The sequence below is a fragment of the Varibaculum cambriense genome (assembly GCF_032557235.1).
Taxonomy (GTDB): Bacteria; Actinomycetota; Actinomycetes; order Actinomycetales; family Actinomycetaceae; genus Varibaculum; species Varibaculum cambriense_C.
This window is the reverse complement of the sequence record NZ_JAWGMB010000001.1, coordinates 106,937-125,144: the sequence shown is the minus strand read 5'-3', so window position 1 is coordinate 125,144 and position 18,208 is coordinate 106,937. Positions and strand designations below refer to the sequence as shown.

The 18,208-nt window shown below is 53.9% G+C and carries 11 protein-coding genes and 1 tRNA gene; 4 read left to right on the top strand and 8 right to left on the bottom strand.

Going from position 1 to position 18,208, the window contains the following annotated elements:
• Positions 1–45 precede the first annotated feature (45 nt).
• Together E6072_RS00475 and E6072_RS00470 are read left to right on the top strand one after the other, a co-directional pair.
• Complete coding sequence (locus tag E6072_RS00475) at positions 46–2,097, top strand: beta-galactosidase (protein ID WP_316693042.1); 2,052 nt, start codon at positions 46–48, stop codon at positions 2,095–2,097.
• Between the two features lie 11 nt (positions 2,098–2,108).
• Positions 2,109–2,888: a hypothetical protein gene (locus tag E6072_RS00470; RefSeq protein WP_316693041.1), complete on the top strand. Its 780-nt coding sequence runs from the start codon at positions 2,109–2,111 to the stop codon at positions 2,886–2,888.
• Between the two features lie 163 nt (positions 2,889–3,051).
• Here the strand turns inward: E6072_RS00470 and E6072_RS00465 are convergent, their stop codons facing one another.
• Entirely contained in the window at positions 3,052–4,095 is a 1,044-nt protein-coding gene (locus tag E6072_RS00465) for a LacI family DNA-binding transcriptional regulator (RefSeq protein WP_316693039.1), read from the bottom strand.
• A gap of 171 nt (positions 4,096–4,266) precedes the next feature.
• On the opposite strand from E6072_RS00465, the gene betT reads away from it, so the two are divergent.
• Together betT and E6072_RS00455 are read left to right on the top strand one after the other, a co-directional pair.
• The gene (gene betT / locus E6072_RS00460) at positions 4,267–6,336 is read left to right on the top strand and encodes a choline BCCT transporter BetT (RefSeq protein WP_316693037.1); all 2,070 of its coding nucleotides are present in this window, start codon (positions 4,267–4,269) and stop codon (positions 6,334–6,336) included.
• Between the two features lie 191 nt (positions 6,337–6,527).
• Positions 6,528–6,896 carry a hypothetical protein gene (locus E6072_RS00455; protein ID WP_307737821.1) on the top strand — a complete coding sequence of 123 codons (369 nt, stop codon included), beginning with the start codon at positions 6,528–6,530 and terminating at the stop codon, positions 6,894–6,896.
• Positions 6,897–6,929: 33 nt separating this feature from the next.
• Here the strand turns inward: E6072_RS00455 and E6072_RS00450 are convergent, their stop codons facing one another.
• The 7 genes from E6072_RS00450 to E6072_RS00420 form a co-directional block, all read right to left on the bottom strand.
• Positions 6,930–9,194 (bottom strand): heavy metal translocating P-type ATPase, encoded by a 2,265-nt coding sequence (locus tag E6072_RS00450; RefSeq protein WP_316693035.1) that lies wholly within the window; start codon positions 9,192–9,194, stop codon positions 6,930–6,932.
• A gap of 162 nt (positions 9,195–9,356) precedes the next feature.
• Positions 9,357–9,429: transfer RNA gene (locus E6072_RS00445), tRNA-Thr, on the bottom strand.
• A 25-nt stretch (positions 9,430–9,454) separates the two neighbouring features.
• Positions 9,455–11,563, bottom strand: coding sequence for a DUF6541 family protein (locus E6072_RS00440; protein WP_316693033.1), 2,109 nt, complete (start codon positions 11,561–11,563; stop codon positions 9,455–9,457).
• Between the two features lie 224 nt (positions 11,564–11,787).
• Complete coding sequence (dhaM, locus tag E6072_RS00435) at positions 11,788–14,235, bottom strand: dihydroxyacetone kinase phosphoryl donor subunit DhaM (protein ID WP_316693031.1); 2,448 nt, start codon at positions 14,233–14,235, stop codon at positions 11,788–11,790.
• 21 nt (positions 14,236–14,256) lie between these two features.
• Positions 14,257–14,871 (bottom strand): dihydroxyacetone kinase subunit DhaL, encoded by a 615-nt coding sequence (gene dhaL, locus E6072_RS00430; protein ID WP_399334892.1) that lies wholly within the window; start codon positions 14,869–14,871, stop codon positions 14,257–14,259.
• Complete coding sequence (dhaK, locus tag E6072_RS00425) at positions 14,871–15,872, bottom strand: dihydroxyacetone kinase subunit DhaK (RefSeq protein WP_278619987.1); 1,002 nt, start codon at positions 15,870–15,872, stop codon at positions 14,871–14,873. The genes dhaL and dhaK overlap by 1 nt, the downstream gene beginning before the upstream one ends.
• 67 nt (positions 15,873–15,939) lie before the next feature.
• Positions 15,940–18,018: an acyltransferase family protein gene (locus E6072_RS00420; RefSeq protein ID WP_316693026.1), complete on the bottom strand. Its 2,079-nt coding sequence runs from the start codon at positions 18,016–18,018 to the stop codon at positions 15,940–15,942.
• Positions 18,019–18,208 lie beyond the last annotated feature (190 nt).

Below are 18,208 nucleotides of genomic sequence, written 5' to 3'. Positions count from 1 at the left end.
GCAAGAATACAGAACTCTCCGCAGTAACAGAAGAAAGGAAGAACTATGGAGAAGCAAACAGACAACCGGCCTGTGTCGGTTGGCAAGAGCGCCTTCAAGGTTGATGGCGAGACCGTCTCGCTCTACGGCGGTGCCGTACACTACTGGAGGCTTGACCGGGACAAGTGGGATCAGATCCTTGAATCCGTCAAAGGTATGGGTTTCAATATGATCTCGATCTACATCCCGTGGGAGATCCACGAAGTAGAAAAGGGAGTCTTCGACTTCTCGGGTAACAAGGACATCGACGCCTTCCTGACCCTATGTGAAGAAAAAGATTTCCGGGTAATCGTGCGTCCCGGACCGCAGATCAACTCGGAGTTGACCTGGTTCGGATACCCCAAACGCATACTCGAGAACGAGCGGTTGCAGATGCGCAACGCTAAGGGAGGACGGACCGTCCTGACCCAGGTGCCTAAGCCCATCCCCGCGGTCAACTACGCGGCCGATGAATTCTATGAGGAGACCGCACTCTGGTACGACGCAATCTGTGAGATCCTGGCGCGTCACTGCTACCCCAAGGGCGGCATTGTTGCGGCTCAGGTCGATAACGAGATGGCGTACTTCTTCTGCATCAACGCTTACGCTGCTGACTACTCTGAAGAGTCGTTGGCACAGTACCGCACCTTCTTGCTTGAAAAGTACGGTGACCTGGCCAGCATCAACAAGGCCTACGGCACCTCCTATTCCAGCGAGGGCGAGATTGATGCGCCGCGCCGCTTCGAAGGCAAAGACAAGCATGACATCCCGGTATTGGCTGACTGGATTGAGTACCGCGAGCAGTACCTGATTATTTCGATGGATCGTCTCGCCGACATGATGCGTGAGCGTGGCCTAGATCAGATCGCGCTCTTCCACAACTATCCGCACCCGCTCGGTCCGGGTGGCGCTGCTTCTGGCTTCACCACTCCTTTCAACATCGCCAAGCTGGAAGAGAAGCTTGATTTTGTCGGCTTCGACATTTACTCCCGCAAGGAACTCTACAGCCACGTCAAGACCGTTGGCTCGTATGTGGTGGGAACCAGCCGCTTCCCCTACATTCCGGAGTTCATCGCCGGTGTGTGGCCCTGGTACCTGAACCCGGGCGAGATTTACGACGAGGAATTCGTTACCAAGGCCGCGTTGATGCAGGGCATCAAGGGCTTCAGTCGCTACATGCTGGTTGAGCGCGACCGCTGGCTAGACTCTCCCATCCGTCGCGATGGTCGGGTTCGCGAAGACCACGAGAAGATGTTCAGCAATGCCAACCGGATGCAGTCCGAGAACAGCTTTACCTCCTTGCGTCGTGACGCAAAGGTACTGCTCTTGGCAAACCGCGAATATGATCGGCTCGAGGCGGCCTCGGTGCTGGTCTCCTTCCCCGGTGACTTCTTGGAGACCCCGTCGGGCTTCAGCGAATACGCTAATCCGCTGACTATCAGCGAAGACAATCTGGGCTTCGACGCACCAGTACAGTTGGAGAAGAGTAAGGCCTTCGGCGCATGCTTCGAGGCACTGTCTGCCGGCGGTCATGACTTCGTGATCTCCGATACGGATCTCGATCCTGCGCGCTGGGGCGAACGCAGCATCATCGTGCTGCCGACCCTCGATTACCTGGATGCAAAGATTCAACAGGCTTTGGTGGACTTCGTCGCCGGTGGCGGCTGCGCGGTAGTTGGTCCGAAGCTGCCCGAGCTAGACTCCCTGATGAACCCCTGCACTATCCTCAAGGATGCCGTCGAATCCGGCAAGGGCAAGTGGTTCGTTGTCAAGAGCGGAGATGACGCCGCTAGCATGCTCGATAAGGCTTGCGCTGCTGCCGATGTTGCCGCTGTAAGTAAGAGCGATGCTCGGCTCGACGTGGTGGTACATGTAGACCAATCCGACGATAAGCGTCGCGTGGTTTTCGTTGCCAACCCGACTGCCGAGGCTATCGATACCCGTATCGAACTGCCCTTCGAGATCGAAAAGGCCACAGAACTGTGGTCAGGTCAGCCGGGCACCGTCCAGGGCAGCCAGTTGATGGCTTCTATGCCCGCCTACTCAATCAATGTCTACGACTGCTCACTAAAGAACTGAAAGGAACTGCAATGCTTCACGGTGATGTTTTAATGGCCGATCTGGACGTGGACCAGTGGCGGAATGCGCAGCGCCTGCTGCTACGTTCCGCCAAGGGCGCCCGTAGGATCGTGTGTTTGCTGGAAAAGGGAAAGGTAGTCAAGTGCCGCCACACCGAAGGTAAAGAGGTGGCTCAGGCTCCGACCCAGGTTGATGATCTGCAGGCTGCTGCAGACGCGCTGTACGCCGCCAACCGCGACCAGGTTGATTTCGTCCTGGTGGCAGAGCGCGATGAGATGGACGAGTACTTTGCCGAGTACCAGAATACCTGGAACGCGGACGAGGATCTTGACGTGTACGTCTGCCGCTCTTGGAGCTTACTGCGTGGTCGCTACAAGTCCTCGATTGTGACGGCTCCGGAACCCGCTGACGAAACCCTGGGTCTGCAGTGGAAACTGGGCGCGTCTCACGACGATGTGGTGTCGGCTGCGGAGGCGTTCGTGAGCCCGGACAGCACTGTGGTGCTAGCCGTACACGACAACAACTCCTTGTGGACCAGCCTTATCCTGCGTTTCGATCAGGATCGCAAAGTTATTTCGATTGGTACTGCCGACCCGAGCTTGGTGGATATCAAGGGTGACCGGGCTGCGGTCACGGATCGTTTAGTCTCCTTTGCTAATGGTCGCGAGGGCGACGTTAAGCTCGTGGTGAGCTGTACCCGCGAGGCCGCCGAACAGTTCTTGGCTACCAAGGACAAGGCAGCGGTCGTTTCTAAACTTGGAGATGACTTCAAGGTAGAGCGCATCGGCTAACCGTAATAGATAAAAGATGTGGCCGGGATCCCAGGGACGGGATCCCGGCCACTTTATGTTACGCGTCTAAATACTTCTTTGCCAGGACTTTCACCCACCCCGAATTGGGGACTTCTGCGCTCTTTTGTTCACAGGCACCTAGCTATTGTTTTGCGGGTTATCATCACGAAATCTTCGATCCAGAGGGCGGTGCAGTGCTCTTCCTGATGATGAGATCAGGGGAGATAGTGCGGCGAGCGACGGATTTAGAATCTTGCAGGCTACGCACACACAGGGTTCCCAGCGCCACGAAGTCCTGCCGCACGGTGGTTAGTGGGGGATCGAATTGGGGCGCGAACTCATGGTCGTCGAAACCAATGATGCTGATGTCTTGTGGCACGCGGAGTCCACGCTCATTAAGTGCCCGCATCAAACCGAGTGCCATCAGGTCGGAAGCTACGAATACGGCTGTGGGGCGAGGAATCAAGTCCGCTATGTGGCATCCAGCCTGGTAGCCACTTTCTCCTGACCAGTCACCGATTAGTGCTTCTGGAACGGGTAGATCCTGAGCCAGCAGGGCATCTCGCCAGCCATTGAGTCGAACTTGGCCTTCGAGCCACTCCTGGTTGCCAGCTACGTGGGCAATATTTTGGTGACCGAGTCGTATCAGATGTTTCACGGCTCGCACGGATCCTTCGTATTGATCCTCGGATACGACTACGGCGTGTGTAAGGGGGGCAAGGTCAGCGGCGAGCACGACAATGGGTAGTCCGCTGGCCCAGCCAGAGTTTTCGATAGAGTTCAAAGCGAGTTCGGCTTCCCGAATTAGCGGAGCTATGACGATCAGACCGTCAACGTAGGCATCTCGGAAAGTATCGAGCGTTGACTGGAGGGAACCAAAAGAATCGCGATCATTGACGGACAGGATTACATTTTTTCCGACTTCTCTGGCAGCGATTTCGATACCTCGCAAAGCTCCCATCGGGCCGTAGCGCCAGGATGAGTCAGTAACCACCCCAATGCTGCCGGGTCGATCAGTCTTCAGAGCCGCAGCAGCGACATTACGTCTATAGCCTAGCTCAGCGATAGCGGCGAGTACTCGCTCACGAGTATCCGGATGCACGGCGCCCTGGTCATTAACCACGCGTGAGACGGTCTGATAGGAGCACCCAGCTAGACTGGCAACATCATGTAGAGTTGGGCGTCGCTTGCTAGGTGGAAAAGACATACAAGCAACTCTACTACTAAGCGGTTACCAGACACTTTCATAGGTTGTCTGTTTTTCATCTTGATACCGGTAAATCGTTGGGTTTAAGAACCTGGTATTTTAGCCTAGAGATATCTCCAGGAATTATTTTTAAGATGCTGAGCAGACACAATACGGGATGGATAGTTTCCTATGAGCCAATCTTTAGGCGAAACCCCAATAGAACCGGGAGCGCCTCTGCCGGAAGATAGCCGGCAAGATGCGAAAGTTAACTTCCCGGTCTTTTTGGGGTCCTCAGCGGGAATTCTAGCCATAGCTCTGTGGGCACTGATTTCACCCACTAGCGCCGCTGAAGTGTTGGGAGTTGCGGTCGGGGCGATCTCGAAATGGTTCGGCTGGTTTTATATTGCACTGGCTGCCATCATTCTAGTTTTCGTATTTTTCTTGGGGTTCTCCCGCTATGGGGAAACCCGCCTAGGACCGCCTAACTCGCGTCCCGAATTTTCTACTTTCTCCTGGGCTTCCATGCTGTTTGCTGCCGGGATTGGTACCGATATTTTATTTTTTTCCGTAGCCGGCCCGGTCAGCCAGTATCTGCAGCCGCCCGTGGGTAAAGGGGAAACTATCCAGGCCGCCCGGGAAGCCACGGTTTGGACGCTTTTCCACTACGGCATCACCGGTTGGGGGATGTATGCACTGATGGGGATGGCTTTGGGGTATTTCGCTTATCGCCGGAAGAAACCCTTATCAGTACGCTCTGCCCTCTACCCGATTTTTGGAGACAAACTCAACGGTCCGCTGGGGCATACCGTGGACGGAGCCGCCATCCTGGGTACTATTTTCGGGGTAGCCACCACTCTGGGTATCGGGGTGGTGCAGCTTAATGTGGGGCTTGAAATTCTTTTCGGGATTGAACAGGGGATCCCCGCCCAGGTGGGATTGGTGATCCTCGCGGTAGCCATGGCTACTGTCTCGGCCACCACTGGTATTCATAAAGGAATCCGTTTCCTTAGCCAACTCAACGTGGTATTAGCCCTGTTCCTGGCAGCCTGGGTTTTCATCACCGGGAGAACAGATTTCCTGCTTAACGCCATCGTGATGAATATCGGGGACTTCGTATGGTCATTCCCGCGCCGCGCCCTCGAAACCTTCGCCTTTTCAGACGTAAGTGCCTGGATGTCGGCCTGGACGCTGTTTTTCTGGGCCTGGTGGGTAGCTTGGGCGTCTTTCGTGGGAATGTTCCTAGCGCGGATTTCTAGAGGACGCACCCTGCGAGAATTCGTAGTAGGCACCATGGTGATTCCCTTCTCCTACGTCCTAATGTGGGTAGCTATTTTTGGTAACTCCGCTATCGACTTGATTCGCAGCGGAGATAAATCCTTCGCTGAGGCCACCCTCAAAGCTCCTGAAATGGGTTTTTACCTGCTTTTACAGCACTGTCCGGCGGCGGTATTCATTATGGGGCTAGCCACCTTTGTAGGTCTGCTATTTTACGTAACCTCCGCGGACTCGGGCGCCCTCATCATGGCGAACCTGTCCTCATTTTTGCCAACGGTACGTTCGGATGCCCCCGGATGGCTAAGAATTTTTTGGGCGGGGGTAACCGGGTTACTAACTATCGGCATGTTAATAGTCGGGGGGATACCGGCGCTACAAAACGCCACCATTATTATGGGATTACCGTTCTCGCTCGTAATGATCTTAGTGATGATTGGCCTGGCCAGAGCCTTAAAGCAAGATCGGCGTGCCCGGCAGTTGCGAGCGCATTCGGCTCGTAATATTTTGGCGGGAACTGGGTCTATTGCCGGGCGGCTAGAAACTAATTGGCGAGAACGCCTCTCGAAAACATTCGGGCAAGTAACCCCCGTGGAAGCTCAAGCCTATCTGGATCGGGTTGCCGAACCGGCGCTGCGGGACTTTGCCGCAGAACTAAATAAACAGGGGATTCCTGCCGAGGTCGTCCGGGGAGATAATGATCCCCTCGAGCAAGTAGATCTACAAGCCCGCATCTATGATCGCCTTAAACTAACTGCCTTCAAAGGTTCTGACCAGTTTGTTTACCGGATTCTGGCGGTAGATACCGCGAATACTATCTACGCGGGTTCTGCCCCGACTAGTCCTCGATCTACGCGTCTGGAAGTGCATTTGCCCGATAATGATCAAGATTATGACGTGATGGGCTATTCGCACAGCGCTATTATCCATGATGCCTTGGACCATTTCGACCGTTACCAGGACTATTGGCGGATTAACGACGGATAAAGCGGGAAAAGTTTGTGCTTGGGGTTTTGGCGTTTCCTATTGTCGAGCGGGGTTTTCCGGTAAACTGCAAGTATAGACAGGACTGTGAGTTGGCTATTGTTAGCACAGTAGGCAATAACACTCGCGGATCGGGCGACTTGTTAACCAGGTCAAAAGTTGCAGAGTCGCCAGTAGTGTAGAGAGGAAAATAGATGACTATCCCGGTGCCCCTGTACAGATTACCGGAGGCTATGGCCTGTTTTAACTCGGCTTCTTTGATTACCTTGCCTTACGGTGCACACGTAAAAGTTCATACTGTAGATCCGATCTTAGAGGATGGGCGACTGAGAATCCGCAATGCCCGGGACTCGGCTCTGCGTAACGGAGCCGCCAACCCAAATGTTACGTTGATTTGGCAAAGCCCCTATCCCCACGGTTGGAGCCTGGTAGTTGATGGTCAGGCTTGGGCAAACGGTCCAGATTTAATGATCGAGTACGAGTCGGGGATTCTGCATCGTCCTCAGTACCATAACGACGGACCACAGTGGATGTGGCAAGACGGGGAGTACCCCGCCCAATAGGGTGCTCCGTAGGTATTACCTGCCCGGCACGGATCAAGCGGGAGAATATTTGGCTTCTACTGGCTGAAAAGACCGTAATCGCAGGCTATTTCCCACCACAAATGCCGACGAACAAGCCATAGCGGCTCCCGCCAGCATCGGATTAAGTAATCCCAGAGCTGCCAGCGGTATCGCGGCAACATTGTAGGCGAATGCCCAAAATAGATTACCTTTAATGATTTTTAGAGTGCGACGCGAAAGCCGAATCGCATCAACCGCGGCTAAAAGATCCGGGCGCATCAAAGTAATATCAGCGGCTTCAATTGCCACATCGGTGCCGGAGCCCATCGCGATCCCTAAATCTGCTTGCGTAAGGGCGGCCGCATCATTTACTCCATCACCAATCATCGCTACGGTGGCTCCCCGTCCCTGTTTACGGAAAACTGCCACCACTTTATCTTTTGGCTTTACCTGCGCGATTACCTCGTGAATTCCAACTTGCTGGCCTACGTGGCGGGCTACATTTTCTGTGTCCCCGGTGAGCAACACCGGAGTTAGCCCTAACTCTTTGAAGAGGGCGATTGCCTGGGCACTGGTTTCCTTTACCTGGTCGGCAACCCCCAGAACTCCTTTCACCTGACCATCGAGCGCTACCAGCACCAGAGTTTCGCCGCGCCCCGTGTGTTCGGCGATTACGTTTTCGAAAGTGGAGGAAACTGCGATACCTTGCTCGCTAATAAACTTGCGGTTGCCGGCGACTACCAGTTGTCCAGCAACCGTTCCGCGCACCCCGCCTCCGGGATAGCTTTGGAAATCCACTGGTACCTTATCGCTAGTGAGCCTGATGCCTTTAGAAGCTGCTGCTCGGGTAATCGCTCCGGCGATGGGATGTTCACTGCCGCTTTCAAGGGTAGCGGACGCCTGCAATACTCCCAGATCATCGGGAGGAAAGATGCTTACCAGTTCCATGTTTCCACTGGTAACAGTGCCGGTTTTATCTAGGATAACCGTGTCGACTTGCCGGGTGGATTCCAGTATCTCTGCGCCCTTAATTAGAATCCCCAGCGAAGCCCCGCGGCCGGTTCCTACCAGCAAGGCCGTAGGCGTAGCTAACCCCAGGGCGCAGGGGCAAGCAATAATTAACACCGCAACCGCGCAGGTAAAGGCGGTAACCGGGGTTCCAAATATTAACCAGATCAGCAAAGTAAGCAGTGAAACCGCGAAAACTACCGGCACGAAAACTGCGGAAATCTTATCTGCCAGGCGTTGAATCGGGGCTTTACCTGCCTGTGCCTGCTCCACTAGACGGGTAATTTGAGCCAGTTGCGTCTGGGAACCCACCCGGGTGGCGCGAACTATCAGGCGACCATAGGTGTTGATGGTCGCGCCGGTAACCTGGTCACCGGCTCCCACCTCTACCGGTACTGATTCCCCGGTTAGCAAGGAATTATCGACGGCACTGACCCCGGAAACCACCACTCCATCGGTGGCGATTTTTTCTCCCGGCAAGGCAATGAACTCTTCGCCCTCGGCTAGCTCGTTGATGGGAATCTGCACCTGTTGACCTGCCCGTAGCACGGTTACCTCTTTCACCCCCATTTCGGCGAGGGAACGCAGCGCGTCCCCCGCCCGCACTTTGGCGCGTTTCTCAAAATAGCGTCCGCCCAGAATAAACACCGTTACTCCGGAACAAACTTCTAAATAAATATGGCTGGTGGCATCCCCGGGGCGGGCGAGCAGCTGGAAATCGTGGGTCATTCCCACCTGGCCAGCATCCCCTAAGAAAAGGGCGTATAAAGACCAAATAAAGGCAGCTAGAGTACCCAATGAAATCAGGGTGTCCATAGTGGTAGTGGCGCGGCGGGCATTTACGAAGGCCGCATGGTGGAACGGGTAAGCCCCCCACAGCACCACCGGAATCGTCAGCACTAGGGACACCCACTGCCAATAGGGGAACTGCAAAGGCGGAATCATCGCCAAAGTGATTACCGGAGCCGCCAAAAGGGCGCAAATAATCAGGCGGCGCCGAAGCCCGGTCAGTTCCTCGGCGCTGGTATTCGGGCCTTCTTGCCCGTCCTCGCTCCCGAAATCTCCGTCCGCAAATGCGTTATAACCGGCCTTTTCAACGGTTTTTTTAAAATCTTTCGCGCTGAAATCACCGGTTTGGGAAATAGTGGCTTTCTCAGTCGCATAGTTAACGGACGCGCTTACCCCCGGCATTTTATTGAGGGCTTTTTCGACATGCGTCGCACACGCCGCGCAACTCATGCCCCCGATTATCAGTTCTAGGTTCTGAGAATTATCGATACTACTAGCCAACTGCTACCTCCTGCGCCCTATCCTAACTGCTTCCCCAAGCACCTATTAAGCAACTTTTTCCAGGGCGAAAAGCAAGAAACTGGCAGCACCTTTATGAGTTGGGGCTTTGTAAGAATCCCGGTAAGCGGGCGGGAAAACAGAACTAGCTAAGGAAACTAGCAGAGCCGCTAATCGGACTTGAACCGATGACCTACGCTTTACGAGAGCGTTGCTCTACCAACTGAGCTATAGCGGCAAAATGCCACAGGCACCGTGTCAGTCTATCTAGCCTTCCCCCCGCTTTCCAAACTTTTCGACCAGGTAGAACGGTTATTTTCGCCACGCTCGCTGGCGCAGCCGTTGAAACGGTAGAGTTTAGCGCGCCCTCCGCTAGCCACCTGGGTAAAGTAACCATCCAAAGGAACTTGGTAAAAACCGGGCCAAGAGTAAGAGCGGGGAACTCCCATGTATCTGCTGTCAGGACGGGCATAGAAATGGGTGACTTTCAATTTCTCCAGGGACAGACAAACCTGCCGATCGCGTCCAATATTATTCAGGTGATAAAAGAGACGGGCACGGTCAGGATCGTTGTTGATTTTATTCAGAGAAGAAAAAACAACCTTCCGATTAGCGATAGCCTCAAAATAGATGGTGCCAATGGAAGGATCCCCGACAATCACCGCGTCTGCAGGCAAAAAATGGGCAGCTCTTTTTATCAACCTTAGCTCTCCACTATTGGACAGTCCGCCACTTCCGGTCAGCTCCGGATTGAAAACTGATTCTATAGCCCACACCCGACTATCGGAGCCGGCAATTCCCACTGTAAGACAAGTGGCAGCCAGAGTTGCGACAGCGCCTTTGCGAATACGCCCAGGGGCGCCGACAGCGGTAAGAAAACTAACAGTTAGCACTAGTATAAAATCTAATCCCACTCCCATCAGCAGATTTAAGGGCAGTTGTAGGATTGCCATTAGGCGTCGCGGATCCGAATACCACGGACCGGTCACTATTTTGAGTGGTGAAGCGGGCAGGAAAGAAATCATCACTAGTCCTGCACACAGAGCCCAGGAGGCCAGCAGCCATTTTGGTGCTTGCCCATAAAAGAGCGCGATTATCCCCATAGTTAGTAACGCAGCCATTAACGCCATGAAAAATATGAAAGCTGAGGACGGGAAAAAGAAAGGGGTGGGCAGCAGCGGACGCAAGAATGCTAAATATTCATCCCCCTTGCGCTCAAAAAGAGCGGTAGCCAAGCTGGAAGGATTAAGAAAACCGATTTCGAGGATCAATAGAAGACCAAGAGCCGCACCCAACCAGCCGGCGAGACTCGAAAGTTTTCTTTTTCGGATCCCTTGATATAAGTGAGTACCGATCAACGCTGCTAGAAGTGGGAACAAAAACGCTAACAGGTTAAAAAAGATGGCTGGGTGAACCCATACGGATCCAATCCCTAAGAATAAAGAAGTGAAAAAAGTGGCTAGTACGGCAGGCAAAGTAAGTGACAAATCACTGGAATCGGGTTCGGGAGGCTGGCTGCCAGCAGTAGACGATCCCGATAATTTACGCGCGTATGCTAGCACTTGCCTGCCCAAAACCAGCACTAAAGCGACGGCGCCCGGCAATAATGCAATCCCGGTGCCGTTTGGCCACTGAGCGTAGCGCGCTAAGGAATCGGCGGGGAAAGATAGGGTAAACCCAGAAAGCACAATGGTTATTAGTTGAGCTCGCCGAGATACTCCCAGCAAAGCGACCAGGGCGCTCACTCCCAAAATCCACCAGCAAACCAAAAGTAGAAACATCAGGTTGGCGGCAGGAACTACCGATTTAGAACCGGTGAATAACACGGTGAAAATGTGCCAGCCACTAGGGTAATAGACCCGGGCGCTTTGCGGATACAGCCCAGAAAGGGCGTAAAGAGGGTGGGCATCTTGGGTGCGACGCAGTAAAACTAAGCCGTTGTAGTGAAAGCTAGGATCCCAACGCTGAGCCGGGTTAGCGAAATTAATAGTGTGAACCAGGGGGGCAATGCCGGCAGTGATTCCTGCTAGCACCGCTGCGATTAACGGATAATCTCTGGAACTCTGGTTAGTGAGTTTGCGGCACCTAAATAGTGCGCCGATGGCGACGACAATCGTTAGTAGCCCCACCAGTGGGAATACTAGTACCGGTTTCCATCGCCAAAAACTCCCGCAGAAACCTAGTTTTCCCAGCCAGAGGGCGCTAGTGGGAGATAGTAGGCTTGCCAGCACTAATAGGATGAAAAACGTCAGTGCCGGAGCTACCGCTAACGTCACTCGCTGAGGAAGAGTTGGGATGAGGCAGCGCGCCAAGGTGTATCCGGGCAGCAAAGAAAAGAGGACTATCGCGCAAAAAATGGCGATGAGCTCCATGGTTTTCCCTTCCCGAAAATACGTTATTCCTGAACATGACTTTACCGCCTGTCTGGGGAGTAAAGCATGCAGGGCGCAACGGTAATACCGGCATCCCTGCTGAGAAGGATATGAGGCTGGGCTAGAAGTAAAACTAGTTATTTCACCTTTTCGGCTCGCCTGCCGGGATGGGAGGCTACGTCAAGTGGAGTCGCTAGATGTTTCTGGTCGCTAGGAGTATCTGCCTATAGCTGGCGGATTGTTTGTTTAATCATGGCGATCATCCCGGCGCGCACCGATAGCGAATCCACTCCCGCCTGCACCAGCTTTCCTGCCCAAGCCGGATCGGACGCCATATCTCCACATACGCAAACTTCAATCGGTTCTACGGAACTATGAGCGATTTGAGCTATCTGGCGAACCATTTTCACCACTGTTTCTCGTACTTCATCGGCCAGGTCAGCTACCTGAGAATTTCCTCGATCCGCGGCGGCAACATATTGGCAAAGATCATTGGTGCCTATCGATACAAAATCCACGGCTCCACAAAACTCTTCCATGCGTAAAGCAGCAGAGGGAGTTTCCACCATTATTCCCAGTGGTAACGGTATTTGGGCTGGCCTGGCAGCTTCATCAATCCCGTAAGTATCGGCGGTGATTTCTTCTAGGAGGGAACGCACCCAATCCACTTGATGCACGTGATTGACCATAGGAATCATCACTCGCAAAAGCTTACCTAGACCTTCGGATTCTAAAGTTTGGTTAGCGTCGAGAACTGCCCCTAACTGGTCTCGTAACAGGTGCGGGAATTTACGTAGTAAACGCACCCCTCTAACCCCCAAGAAAGGATTATTTTCCGGGGGCTGCTTGGCAAAAGGCAAGGGCTTATCCGCTCCGATATCCCACAGGCGAATCGTGGTTTGCCCGAGGTTGCGCGCTAGCTCAGCGTACACTTCTGCCTGCTGCAGACGGGATGGAGCCCCCTGGTAGCCCGCAAATAGAGTTTCAGTTCGCACCAGACCGCATCCTTCGGCACCTCTAACTGCGCCGGTAGGACCCGAAACATTCACCTGGATAGGTATCTGTTTACCACTGGTGGTAATCGCCGGGGTTTCTAGCTGCTCTAAAGCTTTGGTGGCGGTAGCAACTCGCTCGCGAGCCAGCTCAATCCAGTGGGCAAAGACTCTAGCCTTGGGGTTAACTTCTAAATGTTTAGTTCGCGGATCGAAAACAATGGTGTCCCCGTCATGAACCCCCCATTTCAGACCGGCATAAACCGGGATTCCCCGCGAGGCGGCCACAATCGCACCATGCCCGGTAGTACCGCCACTGCGGGTAACTACCCCTTCGATTTCTGGAGGCAAACTGGCGGCCAGCGGGGCATCAAGTTCTTCAACTACCAGTACCGCTGGGGTGGAATGCTTTTTAATCAGTTCCTCTAGATTATCGAGCTCGCTACCGATCAACGCCTTTTTTAGCAGGCGAGATACCGCAAGTAAATCGGTAGCCCGCTCCGCCAAATAAGGATCATCCAGCTTTTCCATCTTGGCAGCAGCGGCGCTGTAGGCATGGTCTACTGCGGTAAAAGCATTGGTTCCCCCCGCAATTTCATCGGCGATTTCTGCCCGCAGTTCCGGATCGTCCACCAGCGCGATTTGCATTTGAATAATAGAATCCGAACCCAAAGACCCCAGGTAGGCTCTGACCGCTTTGCGGGCTTCTTCTAACGCCTGCCCCTCATTAGGACTGACCCGATAAAACTCGGCGTCCTCGTGCCCTTCCAGCACCAGCGCGTATCCGATAACTATCTGGTCGCCGTTGCGCGCCGGGTCGGTGGGAGTAGAAACTTCTTTAGCTAACTGCTCAGCAATCGCCTTAACCGAACTGCCCTCTGTTTCCTCGGAGCCTCCCGCAATCGTAGGGGGAGCAGTTTGGGTCAAGGCCTGCCGGATAGCAGCAAAAATATCTGGAGCTGCCGGATCCAAAGTGCCTAGCTCTAAAGTCTCACCTTTGGCGATTCCCAAAGAACTCACCTGCGTGAGGGACGCGGCGTTTACTATGCGAAAAGTCCCGGCTTTGCGGGCAAAAACCGGAATTTTTCTCGCTCCAATAGCGCTGGCGAGGGCAGCAGCAGGACTGGCATGCATCCCGTGCGGATCAATAATTTCTAAAGCCAGGGCCGCGGCCTCGGGGGCGGAAAAGGAATCCTCTCCCGAGGCCGTCTCGGCAGCATTATCGGTAAACTCCCCCTCGTCCTCAGGGTGAGGCTTCTCGGTGTCACTGAGCTGGTCAATCTTGCCAGCCAAGGCTGCTTGAGCCTGATTGGCTACCTCTTTCAAGCTCGCGCCCCCCGCGGCGCTAACTACCGCAGCTACCAGTCCTTCCACCAGGGGACCGGAAGATATTAGGCAACGATCAGCCAGGTCGGGGTCAACGAACTCCAAGGCCATTTGTGAACTGAGCAGGGCGGAACCCAAATCTACCAAAATCAGCACCCCATCGGGGTTATCAGCAGCCTCGATAGCTTCGCTGATTTGCTGAGCATCGGTACCCAGTTCTACCTGCTCGCCATCGCTAATTCCCGCTGCCACCAATACTTTGGGGGCGCTGCCGGCGACGGTCATTTGCATCGCGAGCTCTTTAGCGGCAGTAGCTAATGGCAGTGAATGAGACACCACTACCAGGGAGATCATTCCTACTCCTTATAACCGGGGTTATGCCAAAGCCGTGGCGGCCGCTTTGAACAGTAATGCAGAGGAAGTTGCGCCTGGATCAGGAGTGCCCTGAGAGCGTTCCCCCAGATAAGAGGCGCGACCTTTCTTCGCGATCATCGGTTCGGTATCGCTGGCAGCCTTATCAGCGCGTTCGCTGGCTGCCGCCAATGCGGCCTGCAGTCCTCCGGCGGCGGCCTCATCAAAAGCATCCAGAGCGGGATACAGACAGTCAAGCATGGTTTTGTCACCCAGGTTGGCTTTACCCCGTGCCTTTACCCCATCGGCTCCGGCTCGCAGTGCCTTCCCAATAGCGGCAGTATCCGCATCGGGAGTTAGCGCTGCCCCCATTCGCATGAAAAAGGTGCCGTACAGCGGACCAGAAGCGCCTCCCACCTTAGAAACCAGGGTCATGCCGGCTTTCTTCAGCAGGGCGCCGGCATCAGCAAAACTGGTGGGATCCAGCTCTGCCACTGCGGTCATTCCGCGAGCCATATTGGCACCATGATCAGCATCCCCGATGCGTCTATCAAGGTCAGTCAGGTAGTCCGCGTTTTCGACTATTAACTCCTTATAGGCGGTGAGCCAGGCGAAAAAGTCTTGGGTATCTGCCACTATTAGCACCCCCAACGCAAACCGGTAGTGTTCACCGGAGCATCCCAGAGTTTGAGGAGCTCTTCGCTGCCCTGGGTTAGGGTCAGGGAACAGCCGGCCATATCTAGGGAAGTAATGTAGTTACCTACCAGGCAACGAGCTACTTTAATCCCCTTAGCCTCTAAGATCGCGGCTACTTCGCCGTACGCCAGGTAAAGCTCAATCATGGGGGTGGCACCCATGCCGTTAAGCATCGCAAATACCGGTTCCCCACTAAAATCTAGGTCTGCCAAAATTGGTTCTACCAGTTCCGCAGCAAGCTCATCGGCGGTAACTAAGGGGCGACGTTCGCGTCCAGGCTCCCCGTGAATACCGATACCTACCTCGATTTCATCCTCTCCGAGGTCGAACGTGGGTTTACCGGCGGAGGGAACCGTACAAGAAGTGAGGGCAATCCCGTAGGAGCGGGAACGTTCATTTACTTCTTTGGCGATGCGTTCTACCTCGTCCAAGCTGGCTTTAGCTTCAGCGGCGGCTCCAGCCAGTTTTTCTACGAAAACAGTGGCACCCACCCCGCGGCGCCCCGCAGTGTAGAGCGAATCTTGCACCGCTACGTCATCGTTGACCACTACCGAACGCACATCCACCCCGGTTTCGGCGTTTGCCATCTCTGCGGCCATCTCGAAGTTCATCACATCGCCGGTATAGTTTTTGACGATATGGAGGACGCCGGCACCCCCATCTACTTCGCTGGTGGCGGCCATCATCTGGTCAGGTACTGGGGAAGTAAAGACCTCTCCGCAGCAGGCGGCATCTAGCATACCGGGGCCTACGAAACCGGAATGGAGCGGCTCATGTCCGCTGCCTCCTCCCGAAATCAAACCTACTTTGCCTTTAACGGCTCCGCGGCGGGTGTATACCACTTTGTTTTCATGATCGATACGCAGGGTATCCGAATGAGCTAGTTCTAAACCTTTTAACGAATCTGCGACCACATTGTCGGCAGAATTAATTATTTTTTTCATGCCCTCATTGTGTCACGTACCACTTCCGGGCGCTACCGTTTTTCGGGTGTCTGCGGAAGTAGGTTTGCTACTTTGCTTGTTGTTTAGCTTTAAGGGCGGTTAAATCTGTGGACATTTCGTCTATATTTTTACGGATCAATTCCCCTAGCTTGACCGACCCAGTCATACTGGGGTGAGTTTGGTCTACTTGCAGCCATTCGGGATGTTGGGAGGCTTCTTTATTCCAGTCCACCAGCTTCACATTAGCGTACTGACCAGCTATATCAGCTAAAATCTGGTTTGATTTGGGGACGAAAGTCGAAGGTGAATACAGGTTCACCAGTAAAATCATCCGGTCAGACCCTAGTTGAGCGATCACTTGATGTACTAGAGCCGGATCGTAGACTCCCGCATTAGTTCCATAACCGATAACTACCGTCCGCCGAATTTGTCCGGTTGCCAGTCCCTCGGACACTATTTGAGGGGTAACTCCCCATTGCCGGTTGGGGCGGGCTAAAAGGTTAATGCCGGGGATAGCAGAGACTAACCCGCCGCGGGAGGCCGAAAACATGGAATCTCCGATGAAAGTTATTTCTTCCCCGGTGGGATTAGCCGTATTTAGTTTTTTCGACAAAATTAGGCGCTTATCTACCGGGGTCGGTTTAGGTTTGGGGGCAACTGGTGTGCTCTGGCGCTTATCGGCTTTCTTTTCTGCTGGTTTATCTAGCTTTTCTGCTGCTTCAATGGCCAATTGGGTCTGTGACTTCGCGGGTGCTTTCGCCATCGCCACCCCAGTAAAGCCAGTAAGCGCCAAGACCACTAATACTGAGATCACTTGGGCGAATCGGTAGAAGATGGGCGCCTGGGGACGCGAGAATGCCTTGCGGAAACCATGTTTGCGCACCGGGGTTTCTAGGAACCGATAGGAAAGCTCACATATCAGCAGGGTTGCTACCATGCACAGGGCAGACCTTACCCAATACTGCAAGGAGTTCACCGCTGCCGGGTAAAGGGCGGTAGCAATTATCAAAATCGGCCAATGCCACAGGTAAAGACCATAAGAGCGGGTACCTAAGTATTTCAGAGGGCGTAGTTCGCCCGCTTTAGCTAGCAGGCTTCCCGGCTTGAGCAGGCACCAAATCAGGATTGCCACTAGCAGACTGCAGGCGGGAATACCTGCCTTAAAGGTATAGGGCGAGGTGTCGGTAAATAAAAACATAGCGGCGATAAGTCCCGCCAAGCAGATAAATCCGATCAGTTGTGCCAGGATCTTCCGGGATTTACCGTTTGACTTAGCAGACGAATGCGGGGTTTGTACCGGGTCTAACGCGCTCCACAGAAAGGCTACGCAAATCCCGAGAGCCAGACCGAACAGATGGGTGTCAGTTCCAAAATAGACGCGGGTAGTATTTTCCGGATCGAATAGATACCCCATGAGGAAAACGCTGATCGCGGCCAGGGCTAGCGGGATTAGCACCCGCAGCCACCGCCGTTTAAACAAGGTAACGCAAGCCAGGAAGATTAGCGGCCAAAACAGGTAAAACTGTTCTTCAATCGCTAGCGACCAGAAGTTCTTGAATAAAACCGGGGTGGTGGCGGCAAAATAGGAACTGCCGTGAGCGATCTCCAACCAGTTAGTGGAGAAAGTTAAGGCGCCCAGTACCTGGCGCCCGATACCCACTAATAGCTCGCGGTTAACTACATAGGCAGTGGGTACCACCGTGATTATTAGTACCAATAGGGCAGGCAGGAGGCGGCGGGCACGGCGCAGCCAGAAATGCCCTAGGGAAACTTTCCCGGTATTGGATAGTTCCCGCAGCAGCAAAGTGGTTATCAGGAAGCCGGAGAGCACGAAGAAAACATCGACCCCTAAGAAACCGCCGGGAAAGCCACTGGGGAACAGATGATAGGTGATCACCGAGACTACCGCGAGGGCGCGTAAGCCATCTAATCCCGGAATATAGTGAGATTTGGGTTTGGCGGTGAGGTAGTTAGCTCGGGGTTCGCCGGCAGGTAATGGGGGCTGATGAACAGACGGCATCCGTGAAACCCGGGGTTTGCCCGCGGGTAATGGTGGCTGGTAAGCCGGGGGAATCTGGGTGGTAGCAGTCAGGTGCTCAGTTTTTTCATCACGATGGTTACGTTGAAAAAGAAATAGTGCCGCCACTGATGACAGAATAAGTGATGCCGCAACAGCGGTCTTAGTATTCCTATGCTTGCTGTTAGTTCCGTGTTTAATCAAGATGAGGTACTACCTAGATTCGTAACTTACTTCCCACGCTAGTTGCAGCTAATCTAGCGCCACCCAGCTTCTTAGCTATCCCGGATGCGAATAGCTGACTTAGCAAACAAGAGTT